Source organism: Psychromicrobium xiongbiense (genome assembly GCF_030271165.1).
Classification (GTDB): Bacteria; Actinomycetota; Actinomycetes; order Actinomycetales; family Micrococcaceae; genus Renibacterium; species Renibacterium xiongbiense.
Map to the genome: position 1 here is coordinate 143,409 of NZ_JASSZH010000009.1, position 24,599 is coordinate 168,007.

Annotated in this window: 25 protein-coding genes, 2 tRNA genes and 1 other RNA gene; 17 read left to right on the forward strand and 11 right to left on the reverse strand. The window is 64.8% G+C overall.

Annotation, left to right across the window (positions count from 1 at the left end):
• Positions 1 to 53: 53 nt before the first annotated feature.
• The gene (locus QQM37_RS03305; protein WP_285724973.1) at positions 54 to 1,121 is read left to right on the forward strand and encodes a hypothetical protein; all 1,068 of its coding nucleotides are present in this window, start codon (positions 54 to 56) and stop codon (positions 1,119 to 1,121) included.
• Between the two features lie 28 nt (positions 1,122 to 1,149).
• Here the strand turns inward: QQM37_RS03305 and QQM37_RS03310 are convergent, their stop codons facing one another.
• From QQM37_RS03310 to mptB (QQM37_RS03325), 4 genes are all read right to left on the reverse strand, one after another.
• Entirely contained in the window at positions 1,150 to 1,728 is a 579-nt protein-coding gene (locus QQM37_RS03310) for a YbhB/YbcL family Raf kinase inhibitor-like protein (protein WP_285724975.1), read from the reverse strand.
• 61 nt (positions 1,729 to 1,789) lie between these two features.
• Positions 1,790 to 2,248, reverse strand: a complete 459-nt coding sequence (locus QQM37_RS03315) for a phage tail protein (protein WP_285724977.1) — start codon at positions 2,246 to 2,248, stop codon at positions 1,790 to 1,792.
• A 157-nt stretch (positions 2,249 to 2,405) separates the two neighbouring features.
• Positions 2,406 to 2,478, reverse strand: a tRNA-Arg gene (locus tag QQM37_RS03320).
• A gap of 36 nt (positions 2,479 to 2,514) precedes the next feature.
• Complete coding sequence (mptB, locus tag QQM37_RS03325; RefSeq protein ID WP_285724979.1) at positions 2,515 to 4,125, reverse strand: polyprenol phosphomannose-dependent alpha 1,6 mannosyltransferase MptB; 1,611 nt, start codon at positions 4,123 to 4,125, stop codon at positions 2,515 to 2,517.
• Between the two features lie 243 nt (positions 4,126 to 4,368).
• Between mptB (QQM37_RS03325) and QQM37_RS03330 the strand changes: the two genes are divergently transcribed.
• Both QQM37_RS03330 and QQM37_RS03335 read left to right on the forward strand, forming a co-directional pair.
• Positions 4,369 to 5,670 carry a glycosyltransferase family 87 protein gene (locus QQM37_RS03330; protein ID WP_285724981.1) on the forward strand — a complete coding sequence of 434 codons (1,302 nt, stop codon included), beginning with the start codon at positions 4,369 to 4,371 and terminating at the stop codon, positions 5,668 to 5,670.
• Positions 5,671 to 5,750: 80 nt separating this feature from the next.
• On the forward strand, positions 5,751 to 6,131 hold the full coding sequence (locus QQM37_RS03335) for a VOC family protein (RefSeq protein ID WP_285724983.1): 381 nt from the start codon (positions 5,751 to 5,753) through the stop codon (positions 6,129 to 6,131).
• Between the two features lie 19 nt (positions 6,132 to 6,150).
• On the opposite strand, the gene mptB (QQM37_RS03340) is transcribed toward QQM37_RS03335, so the two are convergent.
• Positions 6,151 to 7,728 (reverse strand): polyprenol phosphomannose-dependent alpha 1,6 mannosyltransferase MptB, encoded by a 1,578-nt coding sequence (gene mptB / locus QQM37_RS03340; RefSeq protein WP_285724985.1) that lies wholly within the window; start codon positions 7,726 to 7,728, stop codon positions 6,151 to 6,153.
• A 201-nt stretch (positions 7,729 to 7,929) separates the two neighbouring features.
• On the opposite strand from mptB (QQM37_RS03340), the gene orn reads away from it, so the two are divergent.
• The 6 genes from orn to QQM37_RS03370 all read left to right on the forward strand — a co-directional run bounded on the left by orn (position 7,930) and on the right by QQM37_RS03370 (position 12,976).
• Positions 7,930 to 8,574 carry an oligoribonuclease gene (gene orn, locus QQM37_RS03345; RefSeq protein ID WP_285724987.1) on the forward strand — a complete coding sequence of 215 codons (645 nt, stop codon included), beginning with the start codon at positions 7,930 to 7,932 and terminating at the stop codon, positions 8,572 to 8,574.
• A gap of 108 nt (positions 8,575 to 8,682) precedes the next feature.
• A tRNA-His gene (locus tag QQM37_RS03350) sits at positions 8,683 to 8,758 on the forward strand.
• Positions 8,759 to 9,521: 763 nt separating this feature from the next.
• A complete protein-coding gene (locus tag QQM37_RS03355) occupies positions 9,522 to 10,256 on the forward strand; it encodes an NYN domain-containing protein (RefSeq protein WP_285724989.1) in 735 nt (244 codons plus the stop codon).
• Positions 10,257 to 10,304: 48 nt separating this feature from the next.
• Positions 10,305 to 11,549 (forward strand): IS256 family transposase, encoded by a 1,245-nt coding sequence (locus QQM37_RS03360; protein ID WP_285724991.1) that lies wholly within the window; start codon positions 10,305 to 10,307, stop codon positions 11,547 to 11,549.
• A gap of 201 nt (positions 11,550 to 11,750) precedes the next feature.
• Positions 11,751 to 12,389: a DUF5343 domain-containing protein gene (locus QQM37_RS03365; RefSeq protein ID WP_285724993.1), complete on the forward strand. Its 639-nt coding sequence runs from the start codon at positions 11,751 to 11,753 to the stop codon at positions 12,387 to 12,389.
• Positions 12,389 to 12,976 carry a Swt1 family HEPN domain-containing protein gene (locus tag QQM37_RS03370; RefSeq protein ID WP_285724995.1) on the forward strand — a complete coding sequence of 196 codons (588 nt, stop codon included), beginning with the start codon at positions 12,389 to 12,391 and terminating at the stop codon, positions 12,974 to 12,976. Before QQM37_RS03365 ends, QQM37_RS03370 begins: the two co-directional genes overlap by 1 nt.
• Positions 12,977 to 13,003: 27 nt before the next feature.
• Here the strand turns inward: QQM37_RS03370 and QQM37_RS03375 are convergent, their stop codons facing one another.
• Positions 13,004 to 13,318, reverse strand: a complete 315-nt coding sequence (locus QQM37_RS03375; protein WP_285724997.1) for a helix-turn-helix domain-containing protein — start codon at positions 13,316 to 13,318, stop codon at positions 13,004 to 13,006.
• 268 nt (positions 13,319 to 13,586) lie between these two features.
• Here QQM37_RS03375 and QQM37_RS03380 point away from each other — a divergent pair, with 268 nt between their 5' ends.
• The 3 genes from QQM37_RS03380 to QQM37_RS03390 are packed head-to-tail and all read left to right on the forward strand — an operon-like array spanning position 13,587 to position 16,221.
• Positions 13,587 to 14,783: an acyl-CoA dehydrogenase family protein gene (locus QQM37_RS03380; RefSeq protein WP_285724999.1), complete on the forward strand. Its 1,197-nt coding sequence runs from the start codon at positions 13,587 to 13,589 to the stop codon at positions 14,781 to 14,783.
• Positions 14,783 to 15,355: a peptide deformylase gene (def, locus tag QQM37_RS03385; RefSeq protein ID WP_285725001.1), complete on the forward strand. Its 573-nt coding sequence runs from the start codon at positions 14,783 to 14,785 to the stop codon at positions 15,353 to 15,355. Before QQM37_RS03380 ends, def begins: the two co-directional genes overlap by 1 nt.
• A 2-nt stretch (positions 15,356 to 15,357) precedes the next feature.
• Positions 15,358 to 16,221 (forward strand): acyltransferase domain-containing protein, encoded by an 864-nt coding sequence (locus QQM37_RS03390; protein WP_285725003.1) that lies wholly within the window; start codon positions 15,358 to 15,360, stop codon positions 16,219 to 16,221.
• A 23-nt stretch (positions 16,222 to 16,244) separates the two neighbouring features.
• Here the strand turns inward: QQM37_RS03390 and QQM37_RS03395 are convergent, their stop codons facing one another.
• Positions 16,245 to 17,066 carry an HNH endonuclease family protein gene (locus tag QQM37_RS03395; RefSeq protein ID WP_285725005.1) on the reverse strand — a complete coding sequence of 274 codons (822 nt, stop codon included), beginning with the start codon at positions 17,064 to 17,066 and terminating at the stop codon, positions 16,245 to 16,247.
• A 107-nt stretch (positions 17,067 to 17,173) separates the two neighbouring features.
• Positions 17,174 to 17,549: RNase P RNA component class A (rnpB, locus tag QQM37_RS03400), an RNA gene on the reverse strand.
• Positions 17,550 to 17,601: 52 nt separating this feature from the next.
• Between rnpB and QQM37_RS03405 the strand changes: the two genes are divergently transcribed.
• Positions 17,602 to 18,375: a YaaA family protein gene (locus QQM37_RS03405; protein ID WP_285725008.1), complete on the forward strand. Its 774-nt coding sequence runs from the start codon at positions 17,602 to 17,604 to the stop codon at positions 18,373 to 18,375.
• A gap of 12 nt (positions 18,376 to 18,387) precedes the next feature.
• Here the strand turns inward: QQM37_RS03405 and QQM37_RS03410 are convergent, their stop codons facing one another.
• From QQM37_RS03410 to QQM37_RS03420, 3 genes are all read right to left on the reverse strand, one after another.
• On the reverse strand, positions 18,388 to 18,807 hold the full coding sequence (locus QQM37_RS03410) for a VOC family protein (protein WP_285725010.1): 420 nt from the start codon (positions 18,805 to 18,807) through the stop codon (positions 18,388 to 18,390).
• Positions 18,798 to 19,532, reverse strand: a complete 735-nt coding sequence (locus QQM37_RS03415; RefSeq protein ID WP_285725012.1) for a zinc ribbon domain-containing protein — start codon at positions 19,530 to 19,532, stop codon at positions 18,798 to 18,800. The genes QQM37_RS03410 and QQM37_RS03415 overlap by 10 nt, the downstream gene beginning before the upstream one ends.
• A gap of 100 nt (positions 19,533 to 19,632) precedes the next feature.
• Positions 19,633 to 20,553, reverse strand: a complete 921-nt coding sequence (locus QQM37_RS03420; protein ID WP_285725014.1) for a Nif3-like dinuclear metal center hexameric protein — start codon at positions 20,551 to 20,553, stop codon at positions 19,633 to 19,635.
• A gap of 121 nt (positions 20,554 to 20,674) precedes the next feature.
• On the opposite strand from QQM37_RS03420, the gene msrA reads away from it, so the two are divergent.
• The 4 genes from msrA (at position 20,675) to QQM37_RS03440 (ending at position 24,575) form a co-directional block, all read left to right on the forward strand.
• On the forward strand, positions 20,675 to 21,199 hold the full coding sequence (gene msrA, locus QQM37_RS03425) for a peptide-methionine (S)-S-oxide reductase MsrA (protein WP_285725016.1): 525 nt from the start codon (positions 20,675 to 20,677) through the stop codon (positions 21,197 to 21,199).
• A 100-nt stretch (positions 21,200 to 21,299) separates the two neighbouring features.
• Complete coding sequence (cysK, locus tag QQM37_RS03430; RefSeq protein ID WP_285725018.1) at positions 21,300 to 22,235, forward strand: cysteine synthase A; 936 nt, start codon at positions 21,300 to 21,302, stop codon at positions 22,233 to 22,235.
• A gap of 32 nt (positions 22,236 to 22,267) precedes the next feature.
• Positions 22,268 to 22,855: a serine O-acetyltransferase EpsC gene (gene epsC, locus QQM37_RS03435; RefSeq protein WP_285725020.1), complete on the forward strand. Its 588-nt coding sequence runs from the start codon at positions 22,268 to 22,270 to the stop codon at positions 22,853 to 22,855.
• Between the two features lie 115 nt (positions 22,856 to 22,970).
• Positions 22,971 to 24,575: a purple acid phosphatase family protein gene (locus tag QQM37_RS03440; RefSeq protein WP_285725022.1), complete on the forward strand. Its 1,605-nt coding sequence runs from the start codon at positions 22,971 to 22,973 to the stop codon at positions 24,573 to 24,575.
• Positions 24,576 to 24,599 lie beyond the last annotated feature (24 nt).

Below are 24,599 nucleotides of genomic sequence, written 5' to 3' on the forward strand. Positions count from 1 at the left end.
GATGCGGCTCCGAGACTAGGATTTTCACGGAAGTTCACAGCACAAGGAGAACCATGTCAGCCCCTTCAACCCCGGACGTTCGCGGTGCCCACCTGGTGGGAAGCATCAATCTGCCCGATGCCCAGGCGGTCATGAGCACCGTTGCGACGCATCTGGGTGAGCGGCTGCACCGGATTCCGGACGGAGAGGTCGGCGAGCGGTACTACTGGATTCAGTTCCAGCGCGACCGTCTGGCAGCCACGCCCGGTATTCACCGGGTGGGTGATCCGATGCCTGCTCTCCGCGGGCAGTTCGACCCCAGGATGCTCGCCCTGGACGAAGGCGTCCAGGCGGAGAACCTGGCCTTTCCGCCGCTGGGCTATGCGGAAGCGGCCAAGGAGTCGTACGCAACTTTCCGCCAGCTTCGCGAGAGTGGCGTCATCGCCCCGGGCACCCGCTTCCAGGTCTCGCTGCCGACGCCCGCCTCCGTGATCGCCTCCTTCGTCAGTCCGGAGAGCCGCGAAGCGCTCGAACCGGCCTACGCGAAGGCGTTGTTCGGCGAGTTGGAGGAGATTCTGAGTGCCCTCCCGCATGAGGATCTGGCCATTCAGTGGGACACGGCGGCTGAGTTCGGCCTGCTGGAGAGCTCCCGGCTGCCCGCCTGGTACCCGCTGCAGCCCTGGTTCGCGAACACGCTCGATGGCGTCATCGACCGCGCGGTGCAGCAGGCCGCGGCCGTTCCTGAGGACGTGGAGGTGGGCTACCACCTCTGCTACGGCGACTACGAAGAGGCCCACTTCATCCAGCCCGAGGACGCCCGGTATCTGGCTGCCGTCATGGCCGGGGTGCTGGAACGCTCTCCGCGACCTATCACTTGGTTCCATCTGCCGGTACCGATTGAGCGCGATGACGAAGCGTATTTCGCGCCGCTGGCTCAGGTGCAGGTTCCCGAGGAAACCGAACTGTATCTGGGCCTGCTCCATCACGAGGACGGCGTGGCGGGCGCCCAGCGGCGCATCACGGCGGCGGCCACCGCCCAGCCTCGCTTCGGTGTGGCCACCGAATGCGGTTTTGGTCGAGGCCCCAGTGAGCGCACCGCTCCCCTGCTGGAGCTGCACGGGGCGGTCAGCGCCGCCTGGTAATGCAACGCTCAGGCACGTCAGGCCAGCCTCAGTACCGTTCCATCACCCCGGCGAGGTGACCGGCGGCCAGGAGGTGCCCACTGGTCTGCCTCAGCACGTCGGCCATGCCGCGCAGCTTGGCCGTGGCCGGAATCGCCGTACTCAGGGCGTACAGGTGAAAACCGTAGCGGTGTTCACCGTGTCCGGACAGGGGGCGCGGCCCCTGGTAGCCCGCAATGCCCGGGATCACCGGCACCAGCCGGACGCCTGTCACCTCCGCGGCCAGCTCGTTCTCCGGCAGAAACGGCTGAGGCGGAGTCCCGATGGCGGGGTCCAGCAGCGCGATCGTGTGCAGGATGGGACGGGGCAGCGGCACATCGGTGTCCTCGATCACCAGCAGGAGTTGTTGGGTTCCTTCGGGCAGGCCTGACCATTCAAGGGCAGGGCTGCGGTTCTGGCCCACGCCGCGTCCGGCATGCACCACGGGAATGGTGCCGCCGTTCGCGAAAGCCGGGCTGCTGAGCGTCATCTCCGATGGCGGCACAGCCAACGCCGGGTGGTGCGCAATACTCCGGGAATCCCCGGCACGCACCCGCCGAAGCAGGCGGCCGGGCGATAGTGGCGGCATCGTACCTTCCCTTCCTGGTCCTGCGAATTCCCGGCTGACCAGGCGTGCATAGTCCGCAGACTCAGTATTCGCCCTTGATGACGAAGTAGGAGCCGCGGATCACACCAGCCAGTTTCGACTTCTGACGGGCGAACTTGAACCGTGAAGCCAGTTCCTCCGGCACGTCCATGCCCTCAGCGAGTTTGAAACCCACGGCGCGCTTCTGCCCATCATCGATGGTGTACATCACGTTGATCGAGAGTCCGGACTCGTAGAACACGTAGGCCATCCGGATGCCCTCGACTTCAAAGCCGGTGACTTCGAGCGGACGCGATTCGATCACGATGTCGCGCTCATCGTGGAGGATCCGGCTCACCCAGTCGAGGACCTCGGGCGCTTCGCTGGCAGGACTGACGGTGAAAACGTGATCGTACTTGTTTTTGAAATGGCGGGCCTCGTTGGCACGCAGCCCGGCGAGCGCCTCCGCCACCGGAGATGATTCGAGCCCCGCAGTGGAGACCTTCTCGAAGTCGACGATCATATGCCCTCCCGATCAGCAGTGTCGCTGCCCATGATAGTGCGCGAAGACGGGCGGGGGCATGACCGTGTGAAAGGTTCCCGTAAACGTCCCCCGTACGGTTTCCGGAGGAAGCGAACTCTCCCGACCTGGCGTCTCCGCAGGTCGGGAGTCTATCGAGTGCCCCAGGCGGGAATCGAACCCGCGACCAAGAGATTAGAAGGCTCCTGCTCTATCCGCTGAGCTACCGAGGCATGACGCAGGCTGAACCTGAGCGGTTCACTGCGCCGTTAATACTGTAGCGAACCTCTGCGCCTCCACGGCAACGGCCAGTTGAACAGAACCTTGGTTTTGCGGTCCCAGAACATGATGTAGGCGGAGAAGGCCACGCTCAGGACGATGGCGGCGATCCGCACCACCAACACCGGCACGCTGTACTGGGACACATTGAGCTGGTCCGTCAGCGCAATCACGGTGAAGAACACGGTCAGCAGGTAGAAGACCTTGACGTGCCAGTCCTCATCCACTCCGGCCAGAACAAAGAACACCATCAGCCAGATCACGTACCAGGGCTGGATCATCGGCGCCGTCATCACCACCGCGGTAAAAGCCAGGGCCATCCGCATCAGGATTCGGTCCGGGCGCCCGCGCAGAATCAGCCAGAGTGCAATGAGCACACCCAGCACTTTGCCGATGGTTTGCACCACCGTGGTGGCCACGGTGCCCTGCCCACCGAAGAGGTCCACCGCGAATCCGACTGTCGCAGCCAGCAGCCCAAAGGGCGCATACCAGATCCAGACCGCGCCCGGCGTCGACAGCGCACCCACCCAGCCGAACCACAGCCCGTTGACCCAGCCGGCCAGGGCAAGAAGCGCCATCGAGCCACCGCCGACGACGATCCAGCAGTAAATCCTCCTGCCCCACCCGGCGCTCGGGCCGGCCCACAGCAGGGCCACGAACGGCAGTGCGATCAGGGTGATCGGTTTGACCGCGACGGAGGCGGTCACCAGCAGAATCGCCAGGATCGGCCGCTTGGTCAGCACCGCATAGATACCAGCCACCACGAAGCCCAGCATCAGCCCGTCATTGTGCACACTGGCCACAAAATTGATCACAAAGAGCGGATTCGCCACCACGAGCCACAGGGTGCGCGATGGGTCGAATCCCAGTCGATCGGCAAGTTTAGCCAGGTAGAAAGCGCACAGCACCACCCCCGCAGCCGCGACCACGCGGAACAGGAACACCGCGATGTCCAGGCTGCCGCCGCTGACCCACACCACGGCCTGTTCAATCCAGAGAAACAATGGCCCATAGGGGGTGGGCGCTTCAGCCCAGAGCTGGTCCGGCCCCTGATCGAACCAGTTGCTCAGGCTGGAGATCCCGTCCGTGTACGGATCCAGTCCTGCCACCATCAGGCGTCCCTGGCCAATATAGGAATAGACGTCCCGACTGAAGAGCGGCATGGTGAACATCAACGGCACAGACCACAGGGCGATCACCTTATAGAGCAGCCGCCGGTGCACCAGTTCCCAATGTCCCACCCTTTGGCCGAACCTCAACCAGGCCCTGACCAGGAGCAGCCCGCCCAGGGCGAGCGCCACGGTGCACAACACCGCCAGGACCGGGTTGGTACGGAGCTCGGCAAAAAGCGGCAAGCGGAGCAGAGGTGAGCGTGGCGCCATCCAGCCCACACCGAGGCCGCCGAGCATCATCAACACGGAGCCAGCGAAACCCTGCCAGATCGCGACGGAGGCCTGCCCCGGCGCATCCCGGAACCGGCGGGCGGGTTCAGCAGAGGTAGCCACGCGCACGGGATGCCGAGGCGCCGCCGCGGCGCTTCCCGAGGCAGAACCGCCAAAGCCGGGGCGCAAGGCCAGACGCATAGCGGGCCAACGCGCCATGGTGGGGCCTCCTCTGCGGGTCAGGGCCGCCAGGAACCATTGCAGACGTAGACAACACAGTCCACCGATCCTGGGCAGCACCGACCAAGGGACGATGAAGTAGGCACGATTTTATCATCGGAGCTGCCGGGCACGCAGGCCGTGACCGGCTAGACTGAGGTGCTCGCGTCCCCCGGCGTCATCGTGCCCGGGGACGCGTCCACTGTTCCACTCCCGGACCCCCTGCCCTAGGAGCGATTCACCGTGACGGAGAGACTCTTCAGCCTCGCCACTCGCGTCCGCGATGCGATCTTCACCCCCCGCGGAAGCGCCTGGCTGCTCTCCTCCCGGGGGCTTCTGACCGGGTATCTGGTGGTCCATCTGGGTTATCTGGCCTTCATGATGATTTTCGTCTTCCAGGGTCAGGCCTTCAGCGACACCAATATCTACCGCGACTGGGCGGCCGCTGGCTTCCCGGACACCCTTCAGCCCTCGCCGTGGGTCTACCCCATCGCTGGGCTGCTGCCGATCTGGATCTCCGGCCTGCTCGGCCCGGGCCCCTTCCTGGCCGTCTGGGTGATCCTGACTTCGCTGTTGAACGGAGCGGCGCTCGGCGTGCTCAGCCGGTGGGGTAAGAGCCTGCCGGGCATCCGGGCCGGCTGGTGGTGGCTGGGCTTCCTGGCGATCATGGGCTGCCTCGGCTTTGCCCGGGTCGATGGCGTGAGCGCACCGATCGTTCTGATCGGCCTGAGCATGGGCGTGGCCAGCCCGCTGATCGCATCGGTGATCCTGGCCTTCGCCACCTGGATGAAAATCTGGCCCGCTGCGGTGCTGCTGCCGCTCTTCGCCGTCGTCAAGGATCGCTGGAAGGTCATCGTCGGCACGGTGGCTGTCTGCGCCGGCGTGCTCGTGGTGGCACTGGCGATGGGCGTCGCGCCCCGGCTGCTGAACTTTCTGACCACTCAGGGCTCCCGTGGCATGCAGCTGGAGGCGACTTTCACCACACCCTGGCTGTGGATGTCTGTTCTGCATCTGGGCGATGCCCGCATGTACATGAACACGGAGATCAACTCGATGCAGGTCGACGGACCGGGCAGCTCCACTGCGGCCGCGCTCATGCAGCCGCTCTTCGTGGTGGTCGCCGTCGTCGTCGCGCTCCTGATTTTCTGGGCCCTGCATCAGGCGAAGAAGCGCCATGGCGAGGTGGACCGCGCCGAGCTGTTGCTGGCGGGTTCGCTGACCATGGTGGCGGCGTTCATCGTCTTCAACAAAGTCGGTTCGCCGCAGTTCATGGTCTGGCTGGGCCCGGTGGTGGCGCTGGGACTGGCGCAGAATTGGAAGGCCTGGCGCTTCCCGGCTCTGCTGGTGCTCGGCGTCGCAGTGGCCACCTTCCTGGTGTACCCCATGTTCTATGACGCGCTGAGCCACAACGACCCGACGATGGCGCTGGTGCTGACCATCCGGAACGTGCTGCTGGTGGTGCTCTTCGTCTGGGCGGTGAAGCGACTGGTCATGTTGGGCCGCCCGCAGAACGCCCAGCCTGCGCTGGAGAACCGCCAGGCTTAGCCTCCTGCCGGGAGTCACCTCCGGCGTTCCGCCCGTGTCCATGACCGAAAGCCCGTCGATCACCGAAAGCGAGTGCGTTCATGGCATGCCGTCTCAGTGAACTCGTTCTTGGCTGCCGGGATCCTGAGCTGCTGGCCCGCTTCTGGTGTGAAGTACTGGACTACGTCGTGCTGGATCGCGAAGGCGACGAGTGCGTGGAAATCGGTCCCCGAGAAGGCTTCGGCGGGCCGCAACCGACCATCATTCTCAGCCGCAGGGACGAGCCGGAACCCGGGAAGTCCCGCCTGCATATCGATCTGAATGCCACGGACCGTGACCAGGAGGCCGAACTTGAACGGCTTCTGGTGCTCGGCGCCCGCCCGGCCGACATCGGGCAGAACGGGCAGGAGCAGTGGCATGTTCTCGCCGATCCCGAGGGCAATGAGTTCTGCCTGCTCAGGCAACGTCTCAACCCGCTCTGACGCTCTCGCAGGAGAGTGATTACCGGGTACGGTGAGGCAACAGGCTGACCCGCTTGCGCTCGGCGGCAGGGGTCTGGAAATGGATCAGGAGACGTCTGGTCTTCGGGTCGATCACCAGCAGGTAGGCCAGGAAGGCCAGCGTCACCACCGCCGCCATCGTGGCTGGCTGGATGGGCGTGTCCACGAACTGGGCGACAAAGAGCTGGTCCTGGGCTCCGAAGATCACAAAGAAGACCACGACGACGTACCAGAGCTTGGTCTGCCAGTCATTGCGGATGCCGGTCGCCGCCAGGAACGGAATGAACCACAGCACGTACCACGGTTGGATGATCGGCCCCAGCAACACGACAGCAGCGAAGGCGAGAGCGAGCCGCCGGATCACCTTGCGGTCATCGCCACGGACCATCAGATAGGCCGCGATCGCTACCCCGATCCACTTGAGGACCTTGCGGAACAGCTCTGCGATACTCCCACCGTCCAGGCCGACAGCCGAGGTCACCGAGGCGATGATATTGCTGACAAAACCCGACGGCGTGTACGCGATGAACCCCGGAGTGGGATCCAGGATGGCATTCATCCAGCCCATCCCCAGGTGATAGGGCAGGCCGCTGATCAACAACAACGCCAGCGAGCCCAGACCGGTGACGGCCCAACAGAAGATTTTCCGCCACCAGCTGGCATGCGGGCCTGCCCACAGCAGACCGATGAAGGGCAGCACCAGAACGGTGATGGGCTTGATGCCGATCGAGATGGTGACCAGGATGATGCCAGCGAGCCAGCCGCCTCGCGCCGCGTAGTACACCCCCGCCAACGCGAAGCCGATCATCAACGAGTCGTTATGGGCGCTCGCCACAAAGCTGATGATGGCCAGTGGATTGGCCACCGCCAGCCAGACGGTGCGGGCGCCGTCCACATGGTGCAGTCCAGCCAGGCGGTACGCGTAATAGGCGCACATGGCCAGACCGGCCAGTGAAAGCACACGGAAGAGCAGAACCGAGGCATCCGGCTGTGCCCCCGTGAGCTCCACGACCCATTTCTCCAGCCAGAGAAAGTACGGCCCGTAGGGTGTCCGGGTAGTCGCCCAAGTGGGGTCCACGCCCATACTCAGCCAGTTGGTCAGTGTGGAAATACCATCCTGATAGGGGTTGAGCCCCTCATTGACCAGCCTGCCCTGGCCGTTATAGGCGTACACGTCCCGTGAATAGATCGGGACGGTGAAGAACAGCGGGGCGCTCCAGGCAGCCAGCGCGATGACGACTGGCTTGATGGTGCCGCGTCCCCAGTACCTCAGGCGCTGCCCCAGTCGCAGCCAGGACCGGATCAGCAGCATGGCACCGAAGGCGAGCAGCAGAGTGGACACAGTGACCCCCCAGCCTTCGGCGCGCAGCGCAATGAACAGTGGGTTCCTCTGCAGTGGCGAGGAGGGGGCAAGCCAGCCTGTCCCCCAGGATCCGACCATCATCATCAGCGAGCCGACAAAGCCCTGCCAGATCGCCCAGTGTGGCGTGGAGTTGATGCCGTCTGGCGGAGGGACGGTCCAGAGCGATTTGAGCCATGCAGCGGGGCCACCCAGCGGTGTGGCGGTGCTGTTGCTCATGGACTGTCCTTCAGGGTAGTTCTCAATGATTCTCAGCGCAGCACAGTCAGGAGTCCGCACGCAGCGCAACCCGTTTATTTTACCGTGGTCGGGCCTCTGTAGCTCGGGAGACCGTGCGTTGCAGACCCGCATCGATACCCAATCGAAATGCACCGAGGGGTTGACGTGGTCTGGACCACTGCGCCGGGATAAGTTGGACCGGTGAGTATTTCAACTGAGCGCATCGTCTGGATCGACTGCGAAATGACCGGCCTGGACCTGACCGCGGACGCCTTGATCGAGGTAGCCGTGCTGATCACCGATGGCGAGCTGAACATCCTTGATCCCGGCCTGGACCTGGTGATCAAGCCGTCTGAGGAGGCACTGGCGCAGATGAACGATTTTGTGCGCACGATGCACACCACCTCCAAGCTGCTGGACGAGTTGCCGGCTGGCCTGGAGATGGCCGATGCCGAACAGCAGGTCCTCGACTACCTGAGCCGTTATGTGCCGGAGGCTGGCAAGGCGCTGCTGGGCGGCAACTCGATCGGCACCGACAAGACCTTCCTGGCCCGGGACATGCCGCGCGTCATCGACCATTTGCATTACCGCGTCATCGACGTCTCCACGGTGAAGGAGCTGGCCCGCCGTTGGTATCCCCGCGCTTATTTTCAGGCGCCCGCAAAACATGGCGGCCACCGGGCGCTCGGTGATATCCGGGACTCCATCAACGAGCTGCGCTACTACCGTGAAGCGGTGTTCGTCCCCGCCCCGGGCCCGGATTCGGAACGCTCCCGGGCCATCGCCCAGCAGATTGACGGCGCCTCCGCCAGTCATGGACGGCCAGCCGAGAATCAGTCGGTCTGAGGGGCGTGCAACCCACCGCGTTGAACGGTGAAACACACCGTCAACGCCACCGTGTGCGCAACACCCCTCGCGACACGGTATAGTGGTGGACGCTGCAAAACGCACTTGGTGGGATTAGCTCAGTTGGCAGAGCGCCTGGTTGTGGTCCAGGAGGTCGCGGGTTCGACCCCCGTATCTCACCCCAAGTCACCTGTGAGGCCGTACCGGAGAGATCCGGTACGGCCTCACAGGTGTATTACGGTGGTGTTGGCTGCCTGGTGACACCCGGCTGCTCTGACTCATCCGTTGCCGAACCGGGGCTGGAGAGGTCCGTGATCGCGTCTGCGTGGTGCGCAATGGTGATTCTGATACGTCGTCACAACGTGCCATTGACCGGATGACCGTCGTATGCGCAACCCCAAGCTCGCGAGCGATCTCTCGGAAGCTGGCTCCCTCGCCTTTGGCTGCGCGAACTGCCCGTAGGTCCTCGTCGGCCAACACGCGAAGGCGGGCGCGGGTGTCGATACCGGCCTCGATGAGTCGCCTTCGAACGGTCTGAACGTGGAGTCCGTACTTCTTCGCGATCTGCACTTGAGTCAGACTGTTTGCGTAGTCGGCCACCAGCGGCGGAAGCGAACGCATCGGACGCGCACCTCGCAGATCGTCACTCCGGACGGGCCGCGCCGGCCCCTCATCGCCAACTCGTTGCTTGCTTCCACCCGCGCGATGGCGCTCATGCTCCCCCAGGATCAAGAGGTCCCCGGACTCCGGATCGTGTTGCGAAAGCTCGACCATCTGCACAAGGGCGGGTGAAGGATGAGCGAGGTCCTGCAGCGGCTTTCTGACTCTTGCGAGATCAACCGCTGCCGTTGGATCATCCGCTCCATCGTTCATCACCCCATTCTTCCAGCGCACTGCCTGCCCCTCGAGCCCAGTGAATGTCAGACCCTCTAGCTAGCATTTGAGCCATGAGAGTCGGCGTCTACATCGACGGGTACAACCTGTACTACGGCGGTCGCGGCCTGTGCGGCCGATCGACCCCGGGGTGGCGTTGGCTCGATCTGAAGGCGCTTGCATCTGACCTGATCGCCGCACACTCCCGCTGGCAAGACCCGATCATCGAGACGATCACTTACTGCACCGCGCGGGTAAGCGGAGCCAGCAACCCCGTCGGCCAGCGCGAACAGGATGTATACCTCCGCGCGCTGGAACGCTCCGGCTCCGTCACTCAGATCAGCTACGGCAACTACGTCGCCAGGGTGGCCACGGCGCCGCTCGCGACCGCTGGCCGGAACGGCAAACCGGTCATCAGCCGTCCTCAGTGGCCGCTGATGGTCCAGGACGGAGCCGAGCAAGACGTTCCCGATGCTCGGTTCATGGCCTCCATTGCTCGCCGGGAGGAGAAGGGCTCCGACGTCAACGTCGCCTCACACCTGCTCATCGATGTGCTTACCGAAGCCGTAGACGCTGCCGTGGTGATCTCCAACGACAGCGACCTGGCCTACCCCATCGCCTTCGCGAGAGGCCGTGTGCCAATCGGCCTCGTCAATCCCACCAAGGGCTACCGCGCAGGCAAGCTCGCCGGCGAGCACACCGACGGCGTGGGCAACCACTGGTGGTACCAGCTGCAGCCCTCCGACTGGTACGCACACCAACTTCCGCCGACCATCGGCCCACGCGTCATCAAGCCACAAGAGTGGTGACTGGAGCCGTCATGCTGAGTAGCGCCCCGTAACGTGGTGTAGCCCACGATGACCGCACTTCATATTGTCGACCCTGCGAGCGTGCTCGCTGAAGCCCTGACCGACGCGTCGCCGGATCTGATGCGTAGCCTGCTGCAGACCACGATCAACGCGCTGCTGTCCGCCGACGCGAACGCGGTGGTCGGCGCAGAATGGGGCAAGCCCAGCCCCGACCGCACCTCACAGCTCAACGGCTACCGGCACCGCGAGCTCGATACGCGGGTCGAGACAATCGACGTCGCGATCCCGAAGCTCCGGCAGGGCACCTACTTCCCGGAGTGGTTGCTGGAGCGCCGCAAACGCGCCGAGACCGCCTTGATCACGGTCGTCGCGGACTGCTACCTCGCCGGGGTGGGCACCCGTCGGATGGACAAGCTGGTCAAGACCCTCGATATCCACTCCCTGTCGAAGTCGCAGGTGTCGCGGATGGCCGCGGACCTCGACGAGCACGTCGACCAATTCCGGCACCGCCCGCTGGGCGAGGCTGGCCCGTTCACGTTCGTCGCCGCCGACGCGCTGACCATGAAGGTCCGCGAGGGCGGCCGCGTCATCAACGCCGTCGTGCTCGTCGCGACCGGCGTCAACGCCGACGGGCACCGCGAAGTCCTCGGCCTCCGCGTGGCGACCAGCGAGACCGGGGCGGCGTGGAACAGCTTCTTCGCCGACCTCGTCGCCCGCGGCCTGGGTGGGGTCCGCCTGGTCACCAGCGACGCGCACGCCGGGCTCGTGGAAGCGATCGCCGCGAACCTGCCCGGCACGGTCTGGCAAAGATGCAGAACCCACTACGCCGCGAACCTAATGTCCGTCACCCCAAAGGCAATGTGGCCGACGGTGAAAGCGATGCTGCACTCCGTCTACGACCAGCCCGACAAGGCCGCCCTGAACGCCCAATTCGACCGGCTCCTGGACTACGTCGACGGAAAACTCCCCGACGCGCACGAGCACCTCGACACCGCACGGGCGGACATCCTCGCGTTCACCGGGTTCCCTGACGGGCTCTGGCAGCAGATCTGGTCAAACAATCCGAACGAGCGCCTCAACCGCGAGATCCGCCGCCGCACCGACTCCGTGGGCATCTTCCCGAACCGGGATGCGATCATCCGACTCGTCGGCGCGGTCCTGGCCGAGCAGACAGACGAATGGGTCGAAGGCCGCCGCTACCTCGGCCTCGAGATCCTCGCCAAGTCCCGCCTCACCCTCGTCGCCGACACCGGGAGCGAGGCGAACACCGACATCCTCGAACTCAGCGCCTAACCGAAACCAAAAGCAGAAGGATCACCAACGGCTACACCACGTTCTGGGGCTTGACCTCATGCTGCTACACTTGAGTCATACCACCCGGCCCCTCTGGGGCCGGGTTTTTTCGTGGCCACCGGGCGCAAACTCGTGGCGGGCGGCGACACCTTCTGACAGCATATAATCATCCCACGCATGCAAGCAGAAAGAGGATCGACGATGGCCGACGATGCGAGCAGTAAGGTCCCCTACCTTCAGGCCTACGGCAACCTCAAGAAGGCGCTCGACAAGATCACGCAGGCCGCGGTGCCTCCCAGGTTCACGCAAGATTTCCTGGCGACCACGCTTGACATGCCCGGGGGCGGGGCGCGGCCGGTCATCCCGTACCTGAAGCGAGCCGGCTTCCTCACGTCGGATGGCACCCCGACCGAGCTCTACAAGCGGTTCCGGAACTCGTCGCTTCGGGGCGCTGCAGCGGCGCAGGGCCTCCGCAACGCCTACTCGGACCTCTATGTCGCCAATGAGTACGTCCACGACGCAAGCGACAAGGATCTCAAGGGCCTCATTGTGCAGGTCACCGGACTTGAAGAGGGGTCCAAGCTGATCCCAGCTATGGTTGGCTCCTTCAAGACACTGAAGGCGTTTGCCGACTTTAGCGCCGAGCCGAATGCCGACCTTGATCAGGAGAGTGGCGATGAGGGGGAGGACCTAAGTGGGAAGGGCGGAAACGGCAACATCGGGAACGAGCAGGGCAACAACATTCGCCTCGGATACACGATTCATCTCAACCTTCCGGCAACGACGGACATCGCAGTCTTCAACGCGATCTTCAAGAGCCTTAAAGAGCATCTGCTCTGATGGCCACGGACGACGGGCTGAAGGTCTTCTTCATGACAGCGCAACTCATGGAGGAAGACCTTGATGCGATCGAGCAAGACCTAACGCTCGACCTCGGCCGGCGGCGGAACACGAGCACAGGCGAGGCTGCAGACTACTACCCTCAGATCGAGCATGTCTTTCGCGCCGAGGCGAAGGCGATGGCACCGCACTACGAGGTGTTCTACTCGCTGGAGCGGACGATCCGGACTCTCGTCGCCGACTCGCTGGAGGCCGCCGACGGAACAGGTTGGTGGAACGACCCCAACCGGGTCCCACCAAGGATCAAGGAGGATTGTGAGAACCGTCTGAAAAAGGAAGAAGACACCGGAGTCACACTTCGTTCGGAAGACCCGCTCGACTTCTCCACCTTCGGCGAACTGGGGCAGATCATCACGAACAACTGGGACGTCTTCGGCGCGCTCTTCAAGAGCGAGAAGGCGGTCACTCGGATCATGGCCAATCTGAACACGCTTCGCGGTCCGATCGCGCACTGCACGCTGCTGGCGGAGGACGAAGTGGTCCGCCTGCGTCTCTCGGTGCGCGACTGGTTCCGGCAGATGGAGTAAGTGCTCCGTGCGCAGGCAGTATGCGCCCTACTCAGAGATCGCCGACGCCTCGACCAAGGCTCGCCGAACGATCTTGCGATCCACACCCATGCTTTGCGCGATCGCCCGCATCGAGACACCGCCGAGGTGGAGACGCACGGCCTCGGCCGCTTCGTCTACTCCGAGGCCCGGGCGACGACGCCCGACGCGGCGCCGCGTGAGGTGTGCCGACACGGTGGCGCGATGCACGCCGTACCTTTCTGCCAGCTCGCTGACTGTCGCGCCGTCGAGGTAGTCGTCAACGAGGCGGTCGACCTCAGCGGCGGTGAGAAAGGTCTGAAGATGTTCAATCCTCCGCACCACAGTGCCCCGAGAGTCCTCCATCGAGGCGGTTTCCGGGCGCTGAGACACCCTGTAGACACCCCGCTTCCAGCGTGTGACCAGGGTCTTCGTGCGCGGGGTAAGGTTTGCGAACGTACTACGCAGGGACCCCAAGTCACCTGTGAGGCCGTACCGGAGAGATCCGGTGCGGCCTCACAGGTGTATTACGGTGGTGTTGGCTGCCTGGTGACACCCGGCTGCTCTGACTCACCCGTTGCCCTTTGCATCTGACCCTGGAGACCACGCATTCATGAAGCGCTCATTCTTCGACGAGGACCACGATCTGTTCCGCGAGGTGGTCCAGGAGTTCGATGCTCGTGAAGTAGCCCCCCACTACGCCCAGTGGGACGCCGATCACCTGATGGACCGCACGCTCTGGACGGCGGCGGGCGAGCAGGGTCTCCTGGGTCTGACGGTTCCCGAAGAGTTTGGCGGCGCGGGCATGGCCGATTACCGCTTCCGCACCGTCATGGACGAAGAGTTTGCCGCCCGGAACCATCTGGGTGTGGCCCTGGCCTTCCATCTGCACGACGATATGGTGCTGCCCCATCTACTGGCATACGCTTCCGAAGACCTCAAGGCGCGGGTTCTTCCCGGCATGGTCAGCGGAGAGCTGATCACCTCCATCGCGATGACCGAGCCCGGGGCCGGTTCAGACCTGCGCGGCATCCGGACCAAGGCCATCCGGGACGGTGACGACTGGCTGATCTCCGGGCAGAAGACGTTCATCGGCAATGGTCTCAGCGGCGATGCCGCCCTGGTGCTGGCGCGCACCGACGGCGGAACCGGCCGCGGCAAGCACGACTCCTTCTCGCTGTTTTTCGTCGAAAAGACCAGCGGCTACTCGGTCGGCCGCCAGCTCGACAAAATGGGCCTGCGCGCCTCTGACACCGTGGAACTGTTCTTCGACCAGGTCCGCGTCCCCAGTGCGCAGCTGGTCGGTGAAGTGGGGCGTGGGCTGGAATACTGCGCCGCTCAGCTTCCGCAGGGTCGGCTGGCAATCGCGGTGGCGAGTTCCGCCGTCGCCCGCGCCACCTATACCCACACGTTGCGCTATGTGGGAGAACGCAATGCCTTCGGTGAGCGCGTCGTCGATTTCCAGAACACCCAGTTTGTTCTGGCGGATCTGCTGACCGAGATCGAAGCCACCGAAGCCTATGTCGATCAGGCTGTTCATGCCTTCAACCGTGGCGAACTGGACGCCCAGGATGCGGCCAAGGTCAAACTCTTCGCCAGCGAGCGGGTCAAGACCGTGACCGATCGTTGCCTGCAGCTCCACGGCGGCTATGGCTACATTCTTGAATATCCGGTGGCCCAGGCATTCCTGGGCGCCCGGCTGCTGAGCATCTTCGGCGGCACGAGCGAGATCATGCGCTCCGTCATCGGCAGTGAACTCAGCCGCATCGCGGGCGGCACCGGCCGCAGCAACCGGGGAGGGCGCGCCTGATGACCATTCACCCGATCGTGATTCTCGGCGAGCCCGTGCTGCACCGGCGTGCCGCTGAAGTCACCGCCTTTGACGATGACCTGCGCACCCTGGTGGCCGATATGGAGGAGACCAACCGCGCCGCGAACGGCGCCGGTCTGGCCGCACCGCAGATCGGTGTGGGCCTGCGGGTCTTTGTCTATGCCATGGAAAACGACGATGACGTCCCCGACCACGGCGTGCTGGTCAACCCCACGCTGACCCTCGGCAAGGTCTCCGGCAAGATGCCGGATCCGGACGACGAGGCTGAGGGCTGCCTCTCGGTTCCCAGCGAGCACTTTCCGCTCAAGCGCGCCGAATGGGTGCGGGTCAGTGGCTTTGACCAGTACGGCGCACCGGTGCAGTTTGAGGCCACCGGCTGGTTTGCCCGGTGCATGCAGCATGAGTATGACCATCTGGATGGGAAGCTCTACGTGGATCGCCTGGTGGAGCGATACGCCCGTAAGGCACGCCGTGTCGCCAAGGACCGTGGCTGGGGTGTTCCCGGGCTGAGCTGGCTTCCCGGAACCGATCCCGATCCCTTCGGTTTCTGAACATGAACGAGCCTTCCGCCGGCCTCAACCCCGCCGATGTTGACCTGCTGCTTACCGTAGCCGGAATCCAGCCCAAGGACCGGACGGAGGTCGCTGCCCTGCTTCTGGGCGAGCCCTCCGCCGAGGCCAGGCGCGCCCTGGCGGAACTTCAGTCCCGGCTGGGCGTCGTGGGTGCACCGGTGTTGCCCGAGGGCGTGGCGAGCGATCACCAATGGCTCTGGGCCCTGATGGCCTTCATTCCGGAACAACTCCAGTGGTATGCCTCCCAAGGCATCCCCGAACAGGTGGCGCACGAGAGCCTCGCCGACATCGGGCGTCAGCTGGCGGTCTCCCGTGTGGTGAAGGGCGAGTTCTCGCTGGAGACCTGGAAGTGGCTGGGCCATCAGGCCACCGGAACGCTGCTTCAACTTGGCCGACTGCAATTCCAGATCTGCCCCGGGCCGGAGGATCTGCCCGGGATCCGGCCCGGCGAAGCGGTGCTGGAAACTCACATCCCGGAATCCGGGCCGCTCAGCGTGGAGGCTGTGGCCGATTCTTTCCGGCAGGCAGGCACGTTCTTCGCAGAGCATTTTCCCGCGTTGCCGGTGCGCTTCGCCACCTGCACCTCCTGGCTACTGGACCCGTACCTTGCCGATCGGCTGGGCGAACGGTCCAACATCACGCGTTTTGCCCGGCTGTTCACGCTCTGGGGCGGGCTGGAGGACACCCCGGGCGATGCCGTGTACTTCACTTTCCGCACGCGCGATGCCGCCGATCTGGCCCTGGCGCCCCGGGAGACGTCCCTGCAGCGGACGGTTCTGGAGCGGATCGAGGCCGGTGGCCAGTGGCAGGTCGGTCGCGGATATCTGGAGCTGGATCGCTTCTAGCGCCTGGATGATGGTCTCACGGCTCACAACCCCGAGCTGAGCGAGCTCTGCCCCGGGCAGGAGCGCAGGATGGAGGCCATGGCATCATGTTCGGCCGTCGTGATCCAGAGTCCGTAGGCCGCTTTGACCGAAATCTGACGCGCCACATACGCACAGCGGAAGGAATGCTCGGGCGGCAGCCAGGTTGCGGCGTCGCCGTCGGACTTCTTCTGATTGCTCGGCCCGTCTACGGCCATCAGATTCAGTGGGTCGTTGGCCAGGGCCAGGCGCTGGTCCAGGCTCAGTTGCTGGGCGCCCTTCTGCCAGGCATCGCCCAGCGCGACCACATGATCGATCTGTACGGCGGCCGAGGAGTTTGCGCCGCGCTGAAAGTCGATGCTGTTACCGGTATACGGATCGTCCAGCGTTCCGGCGGCGACCAGACAGAGCGATCCTGTCACGAGTGTCACGTTCTTCAGGTCCCGCCGCAGAACGTCATTGCGGGTGTCACAGCCGTTGCCATCCACATCGGTCCAGGCCAGGCCGAAGGCCTCCCGCGCGTACCCGGTTTTCGGTGCCCTGCCCTTGATGGGAAGGGTGGCCAGGAGAGCCACCGCCGTCGTGGGTTCAATCCGGTACACCGGGCCGGGTCGCGCTCCCGAAGCGGGGCTGCGAGTCACGGGTGCGCTGGCGGCATCGTGCCAGGCAGCTGCCTGAGGAGCGGTGACCGCCCAGCCGATCACCAGGCCCAGCACTACAGCCAGGGCGCTCACGGTCACCGCAGTGCGCCTGCGGCCTCGCACCAGGGCCTGAAGCCTCAGTGCCGACAGTCCAATCGCCGAGCGTCGGAGCCAGGAAATCGCCATTGCTTCAGCCTAGGGGTCGGGACCGACGAAAAACGGTCGATGCCGCCCCGCAGCGGGCGGATGTGGATAACTCACCGCAGTTTCCGGGTGGGTCTCCGGCGGGTCGAGGGATGGGACAGTCGATACGCCGGGTTCTGTGCCGCGCCTTGTTGCCTCAACGCGGTGGCGACCATCCATCTACGAACGCCGTTGCCGACGCCCTCCAGCGGCCTACCCGGGCACTCGGGCGAGCAGCCCTCAATCATGCCCTGTCTGGCCTTGCTCCAGGTGGGGTTTACCATGCCTTTCCGGTCACCCGGAAAGCGGTGGTCTCTTACACCGCCTTTTCACCCTTACCCCGGCACGCATACGAACCGAGGCGGTCTGTTTTCTGTGGCACTGGCCTGCGGGTCACCCCGAGTGGGCGTTACCCACCACCCTGCTGTGCGGAGCCCGGACGTTCCTCGAGCCACTTCCGTGACGCGCGGTCGCCTGACTGTCCCATCCAATCGTCCATCCTACCGGCCAGTCGCGGTGACCCGGCTACACTCGATGGGTGCTGATTCTCCTCCCTCCATCGGAAGGCAAGGCCGCGCCTGCACAGGGTGAAGCCCTCGATCTGGCGGCGCTCTCCTTCCCGGAATTGTCCGCAGACCGCCATCGGGTGCTCGAAGCTCTCAGCACAGCATCCGCGCATCCCGAAGCGCTCAGCGTTCTGGGCGTCGGACCTTCCCTGGGGCATGAGGTTGCCCGCAATCTGCGGCTGTTGGAGGACGCAAGCGCTCCCGCCCATCAGATCTACAATGGCGTACTCTATGACGCCTTGGGGTACTCCACGCTGACTCCAGTACAGCGGGCCCGTGCGGCAGCATCCATTCTGGTGATCTCCGGCCTCTGGGGCGCGGTCGCTCTGAACGACCGCATTCCGGCCTATCGCCTGTCGATGTCCACCGCGCTTCCGGGTCTGGGTCGACTGTCCAGCTTCTGGAAGCCACGGCTCGCCGCTCCCCTGGCCCAGCGCGCCGCTGACGAGCTGGTCATCGATTGCCGTTCCAGCGCCTATTCAGCCGCCTGGCACTCCCGTCCGGAACGCACCGTGGAGATCAAGGTCTTTCAGGAGTCTGCCGGGAAGCGCACCGTGGTCTCGCATTTCGCCAAGCACACCCGCGGGGAGTTCGTCCGGCATCTGCTCAGCCGCCGGGGGAAGGCACCGGCCACAGCCGCAGATCTGCTCCGGATTGCCGGGGAACGCTGGCAGGCTGAGCTGGTGGAAGGCACCGCCCGTCACCCGCAGGCACTCCATCTGGTGCTGGAGGCACCCGGCGCATAGACCGAGCGGTGCTTAGCCGTTCCGGGCTACCAGCTCGACTTCAAAGCCGTCTGCGTTTTCCAGGTAGGCCGCATAATGATCCGGACCACCTGCATGAGGATGGCTTTCGGTGAACATCAGCATCCAGCCGTGATCCGGTGCCTGCCGGGCCAGCCGGTCGACCTCGGCGGTCCCGGCCACGGAGAATGCCAGATGATTCAGCCCCGCGCGCAGGCGATCATGCCCGCCGGTGACTGTTGGGCTGGCCTCCAGTACAAGGTAGAACTCAGGATGGCGCCAGATCACCCCACGCGGTGGATCACCCCAGGGCGTCTCCGGGATAAAACCCAGTTCGCCCAACAACCAGCCCCAGCTCAGAGCAGCACGGTCCAGATCCTCCACCCAGATCTCGAGGTGGTGAAGAATGCCGGCGTCCGCCGGGCTCAGGACCATTCCGCCGATCGGACCAGAATGCAGCCCGAATCCGGGCAGAACACGATGTCGTCCTCAGCGGCCTTGGTGATATCCGCCAGGTCCCCGGCGCTGAGGCGCATACCGGAACCTTCGGAGGTGCCGTGGAACAGCCGTGCCGCACCGACGCCACGCCGTTCCAGGGTCTTCTCGTAGATCGAGAGCAGCTCGGCGGGCAGCGTGGCTGCAAAGGCGATCCGTTGCGCCTGGCTCTGTTCGGCCTGTTCCCGGAGAGCCTGGAGCTCAGCTTCCACCAAGCCCCGGCGAGCTCGATACACTGTTACCGCATCTGCAAAGGCTCCCTCCGCCCGGGCCAGCACTCCCTGGGCCTCCTCGAGCGCCTCCATGGCTTCCAGTTCCCGGTCTTCGACGCCGCTACGCCGCGCAGAGAGGGAAGCCACCTCCGCCTGCAGGGCCATCAGATCCTTGGAGAGCCCACCCGCAGCGAGTCTGCCCTCATCCCGATCGATTTTCGCGCTGATCTGGGCCACCTCCGCCTCAGCGGTCTGCACGGCCCTCTGCGCCTGTTCTTCTCCGGCCTTGGCGGCATCGCGCTCTGCTTTGGCGGCATCGGCCACTGCCCGGAGCTGAGCAAGCTCAGCATCGGCCCGCCAGCGGGCTGCCTCCGTGGAGGTGTGTTTGAGCGCACTGTCAAAAGCCTGCAGCTCCAATAACCTGAGCTGATCTGCGGGTGCCGCCTTGGCCATCGTGCCTCCTACATCGGGGTCGCTGCGGTGGCTGACTCGCATCCTGCAGCCACCGTAGGGAACAGCCTATGCCCTGCACCGCTGCTACGAGTGACTGCGCCTATTCCTGGTCGAAGCCCGGGGTCAGGATGAAGTCCCACGGGTCGGTATTGACCTGACTCACCCGTAGCTCCACCTCAAAGCCCTGATCCTGAAGCACATTGCCCAGGGCTTTGGCCGCAGCCGGCAACCACAGCCATTCCGAGGCGAAGTGGGAAAGGTCCATCAGATAGGGACGCCCATCCACGGAGCCGTCGCGGGCCTCCGAGGCGGGGTGATGCCGCAGATCCGCGGTAATGTACACATCCGCTCCCTGAGCCCGGACGGCGCTGAACAGCGAATCCCCGGCCCCGCCGCACACTGCTATCCGGCGCACCAGCGCCTGCCGGTCGCCCGCCACCCGCAATCCTCCAGCCACCGCGGGCAGCACGCCGAACAGTGCCGCCGCCAGATCGCCCAGAGTCATCGCCGAGGGCAGCAGACCCACCCGGCCCACGCCCTCCTCGGGCAGGCCGTGACGGGCCGCCTGCAGTGGTACCACCTCTTCGAGGCCCAGCACATCCGCCAGCACGTCGGACACTCCACCCACCGCGCTGTCGCCGTTCGTGTGCACCGTCATCAGGGCACAGCCGTTCTCAATCAGCTCGTGCACCACTTTTCCCTTGGCTGTTGTGGCTGCAACGGAGTTCACCCCGTGCAGCAGCAGGGGGTGGTGCGCGATGATCAGATCCGCACCCCAGTCCAGGCCCTCCGCGACGACATCGGCGGTGGGGTCCACGGCGAAGAGAATTTTGGAGACCTCCGCGCGGGGGCGTCCCACCACGAGCCCCACAGCGTCCCAGTCCTCAGCGAGCGATGCCGGCCAGAGCTCCTCCACGGCCAGCATCACCTCGGCCAGCACGGGGGTGGCGGACTTCGGCACAAGGACCTCATCGGCACCGGTCTCCGTGCCGTCCTGGATCTCGGCGTCGGTATTCTCCATTCCTCCATCCTATGCAGTCGCTTCCTGAGCGTAGGCGACGTGCCGGGCTTCGCCGGGCCAACACAGCTGACCGACAGGCACGTGCGGGAATCTCCGGGCACTGGAAATGCTTGACTGAACTGTGATGACTTTTGTGCTGGCCGGAGGCTGCTTCTGGTGTTTGGACGCCATCTACCGTAAAACCCGCGGAGTACACCGGGTGGTGAGCGGCTACACCGGTGGACACACCGAGCATCCTGATTACGAATCGGTATGCGGCGGGTTCACCGGACATGCCGAGGCAGTGCTGGTGGAATTCGACGAGCAGGTCATTCCGGCAGAGGTCATCCTGGATCTCTTCTTCGCCTCCCACGATCCCACCACGCTGAACCGCCAGGGCTATGACGTCGGTACGCAATACCGTTCCGCGATGTTCTTCCGTGGTGCAGCCCAGCGGGCTCTGTTTGAGGACGCGCTGGTACGCGCCCAGGAATGGTGGCCTCAACCGATCGTCACCGAGATCGCGCCGCTGGGCGTCTTCCATGAGGCAGAAGACTTCCACCAGGACTTCTATACAAAGCACCCGGAGCAGGGCTACTGCCAGGTGATCATCAATCCCAAGCTCGCCAAAGTGCGTAAATATTACTCCTCATGGCTCGTGGCTTAAGGGGCTGGGATGCTGACCATTAGGCTGGGGTGGAATTTGCCGACCGCCCGTTCGGCCTGGTCCAGGACCACGCCGATGTTGCACCAGGAACAGGAACACCATGGCACCGATCTATAACGACGTCACCGAGCTCATCGGCCGCACTCCCCTGGTCAGGCTCAACCGCCTGACAGAGGGTCTTGATGCCACGGTCGCCGTGAAGCTGGAGTTCTACAACCCGGCGAACAGCGTCAAGGACCGCATCGGACGGGCTATCATTGACGCCGCCGAGGCCTCCGGCGCACTGACCCCTGGCGGGACGATCGTCGAGGGCACCTCCGGAAACACCGGCATCGCCCTGGCGATGGTCGGTGCGGCCCGTGGCTATAAGGTCATTCTCACCATGCCGGAGACGATGTCCACCGAGCGCCGCGTCATGCTGCGCGCCTACGGTGCCGAGATCGTGCTGACCCCCGGATCCGAGGGCATGCGCGGTGCGGTGGAGAAGGCACAGGAGATTGTGGCCAACACCGAGAACGCGATCTGGGCGCAGCAGTTTGCCAACGCGGCTAACCCGGCCATCCACCGTGCCACCACGGGCGAGGAGATCTGGGAAGACACCGAGGGCCAGATCGACATCTTTGTTGCCGGTGTGGGTACGGGCGGAACGATCACCGGTGCCGGCCAGCTACTCAAGGAGCGCAAGCCCGGTTTGCAGGTGGTTGCTGTGGAGCCCAAGGATTCTGCGATCCTCAATGGCGGTGCACCCGGTCCGCACAAGATCCAGGGGCTGGGGGCCAACTTCATCCCTGAGGTTCTGGACCGCGAAGTCTACGACGAGGTTTTGGACGCCACCATCGAGGATTCGGTAGCCACCTCCCGAGCTCTGGGTGTGCAGGAAGGCATTCTGGGCGGCATCTCCGCTGGCGCAGCCGTCTGGGGTGCCCTGGAACTCGCCAAGCGACCTGAGAACGCCGGGAAGCTGATCGTGGCCATCGTCCCCGATTTTGGTGAGCGCTACATCTCCACCGTTCTGTACGACGATATCCGCGGCTGATTCCGTACCACCATTCCTATCGAAAGAGGTCCATGGCCTTCCTCGCCAGGCTCCAGGAAGATCTCCGAGCGGCCGGATCACACGATCCGGCCGCTCGCGGCACTGCGGAAAATTTCTTCATCTACTCGGGGCTGCACGCCATCTGGGTGCATCGACTCACGCATCGCATGTGGCAGAACCCCTCGCTCCGCTTTCCGGCGCGGGCGCTGTCGCAGCTGACCCGGTGGCTGACCGGCATCGAGATTCATCCCGGTGCCACCATCGGCCGTCGGTTCTTCATCGATCACGGTATGGGTGTGGTGATCGGGGAAACTGCGGAGATCGGCGATGACGTGATGCTCTATCAGGGCGTGACCCTGGGCGGCCGCTCGCTGGCCAAGGTCAAACGGCACCCCACCCTGGGCGACCGGGTCACCGTCGGTGCCGGTGCGAAGGTCCTGGGCCCGATCACCATCGGCGCGGACAGCGCCGTAGGTGCCAATGCCGTGGTGGTCAAGGACGCTCCCCGGGAATCGATCATCACCGGCATCCCGGCTACCTGGCGGCATCGTGATGCTGCCAGGGAAAGCGCACCGGCGGTCGATCCGGCGGAATACGTCGATCCCGCCATGTGGATCTGAGACAGAACCGCCCTCATCGCGCAGCGGTGATTTGTCACCGATTGTTTTTCGGAGGAAAACCTGCGGTTCACGCCGTGGTCGCCCTCCGTCGGCGCGGCTTTGTCACGCTGACGGCGTGACTGTGAACACCTCCCCCGAAAATTCCCCTGTTACCCGCCGCCTCCTCCTCCTCGGAGCCGGGCTAGCCGCCGTCGTCGGCTCTACTGCCCTGGCCACCCCGGCCGTGGCTGCGCCGAACACCCAAGGATCCGGTAAGGACCTTCCTGGCTCGCTCCCCGCCACGAATCCGCTCTCCATTCCCACGGTGGACGGCCTGCATCTGCAGTTCGGCCAGGATGCCTCCAGCGAGATGGTTGTCTCCTGGCATACCCTGCAGCCCGTCTCGGATGCCCGCGTCCTGCTGGGCGATGGCCACGGCAACTTCACCGGCGCCGTACCTGCCACCACCAAGAGCTATGTGGACGCCAAGAGCGGCCGCACGGTCTACACCCATCACGCCACCCTCGGCGGGCTCCACCCGGAAACCGGGTACCTGTACGCCGCGGTCCACTCCGGCGCCACTCCGGAATTTGGCACTTTCACCACCGGCCCGCGCGGCCGTGCCCGCGTCACCTTCACCAGCTTCGGCGACCAAGGCACCCCCACCCTCGGCAAGAAGCAGGCTGGTGGCGCCTGGACCAACGACAATCTCGGTTCCCCCTCGGCCGGCGACACCACGGGCGGCGTGGAGCGCGTCCAGCCCATGTTCCACCTCTTCAACGGCGACCTCTGTTACGCGAACATCGCCACGGACCGCATCCGCACCTGGTGGGACTTCTGGACCAACAACTCCCGTTCAGCCCGCAACCGCCCCTGGATGCCATCCGCCGGGAACCATGAGAACGAGCTCGGCAATGGTCCCATCGGATACCGGGCCTACCAGACGTACTTCCAGGTGCCCGGGGCCGCCGGCCAGAACGAGGTCACGCACGGGCTCTGGTACAGCTTCACCATCGGCGCCGTGCGCGTCATCTCCCTGGCGAACGACGACGTCGCGTACCAGGACGGCGGCAACAGCTACGTGCACGGCTATTCCCAGGGAGCACAGAAGGCGTGGCTGGAGACTGAGCTGAAGCAGGCGCGTTCAGACTCCGGGATCGACTGGATCGTGGTGTGCATGCATCAGGTGGCCATCAGCACTGCCAACAACTTCAACGGGGCGGACCTGGGCATCCGCCAGGAATGGCTGCCGCTCTTCGACAAGTACGGCGTCGATCTTGTGGTCTGCGGCCACGAGCACCACTACGAGCGCTCCCACCCGATCCGCGGCCAGGAGAAGAACCAGGTCCTGACCCCGATCCCGGCAGCCAAGGACATCCGTGAGATCGACACCACCCAGGGCACGGTGCACATGATCCTGGGCGGTGGCGGCACCTCGGCGCCATCCAATCAGCTGCTCTTCACACCGCCGGAGTGCCGCGTGATCGTCTCCGTGGCCAGCCAGCCTGACCCGAGCACGGGGCACCGGCCGCCCGTGTACGTCCATGAGCCAGCGGCCTGGTCCGCGGTCCGGGATGCCGCGAACTCCTACGGCTTCGGCTCCTTCGAGGTCGATCCGGGGGTGAAGGGCGGGGACACCACCCTGAAGGTCACCTACTACAACGTGACCGGCCTCGGCGGTGGTCTGGACGAGTTTGAGAGCTTCACGCTCAAGCGCCCCCGCTCGGATCACCAGCGCTGACCCACCCTGGGCGGAACACGACGA

Bases quoted from the DNA above. Each gene is read 5' to 3' on its own strand.
- QQM37_RS03305 (WP_285724973.1), top strand. From the start codon at position 54: ATGTCAGCCCCTTCAACCCCGGACGTTCGCGGTGCCCACCTGGTGGGA.
- QQM37_RS03310 (WP_285724975.1), bottom strand. From the start codon at position 1,728: ATGCCGCCACTATCGCCCGGCCGCCTGCTTCGGCGGGTGCGTGCCGGG.
- QQM37_RS03315 (WP_285724977.1), bottom strand. From the start codon at position 2,248: ATGATCGTCGACTTCGAGAAGGTCTCCACTGCGGGGCTCGAATCATCT.
- mptB (WP_285724979.1), bottom strand. From the start codon at position 4,125: ATGGCGCGTTGGCCCGCTATGCGTCTGGCCTTGCGCCCCGGCTTTGGC.
- QQM37_RS03335 (WP_285724983.1), top strand. From the start codon at position 5,751: ATGGCATGCCGTCTCAGTGAACTCGTTCTTGGCTGCCGGGATCCTGAG.
- mptB (WP_285724985.1), bottom strand. From the start codon at position 7,728: ATGAGCAACAGCACCGCCACACCGCTGGGTGGCCCCGCTGCATGGCTC.
- QQM37_RS03355 (WP_285724989.1), top strand. From the start codon at position 9,522: ATGAGAGTCGGCGTCTACATCGACGGGTACAACCTGTACTACGGCGGT.
- QQM37_RS03360 (WP_285724991.1), top strand. From the start codon at position 10,305: ATGACCGCACTTCATATTGTCGACCCTGCGAGCGTGCTCGCTGAAGCC.
- QQM37_RS03365 (WP_285724993.1), top strand. From the start codon at position 11,751: ATGGCCGACGATGCGAGCAGTAAGGTCCCCTACCTTCAGGCCTACGGC.
- QQM37_RS03370 (WP_285724995.1), top strand. From the start codon at position 12,389: ATGGCCACGGACGACGGGCTGAAGGTCTTCTTCATGACAGCGCAACTC.
- QQM37_RS03380 (WP_285724999.1), top strand. From the start codon at position 13,587: ATGAAGCGCTCATTCTTCGACGAGGACCACGATCTGTTCCGCGAGGTG.
- def (WP_285725001.1), top strand. From the start codon at position 14,783: ATGACCATTCACCCGATCGTGATTCTCGGCGAGCCCGTGCTGCACCGG.
- QQM37_RS03390 (WP_285725003.1), top strand. From the start codon at position 15,358: ATGAACGAGCCTTCCGCCGGCCTCAACCCCGCCGATGTTGACCTGCTG.
- QQM37_RS03395 (WP_285725005.1), bottom strand. From the start codon at position 17,066: ATGGCGATTTCCTGGCTCCGACGCTCGGCGATTGGACTGTCGGCACTG.
- QQM37_RS03410 (WP_285725010.1), bottom strand. From the start codon at position 18,807: ATGGTCCTGAGCCCGGCGGACGCCGGCATTCTTCACCACCTCGAGATC.
- QQM37_RS03415 (WP_285725012.1), bottom strand. From the start codon at position 19,532: ATGGCCAAGGCGGCACCCGCAGATCAGCTCAGGTTATTGGAGCTGCAG.
- QQM37_RS03420 (WP_285725014.1), bottom strand. From the start codon at position 20,553: ATGGAGAATACCGACGCCGAGATCCAGGACGGCACGGAGACCGGTGCC.
- cysK (WP_285725018.1), top strand. From the start codon at position 21,300: ATGGCACCGATCTATAACGACGTCACCGAGCTCATCGGCCGCACTCCC.
- epsC (WP_285725020.1), top strand. From the start codon at position 22,268: ATGGCCTTCCTCGCCAGGCTCCAGGAAGATCTCCGAGCGGCCGGATCA.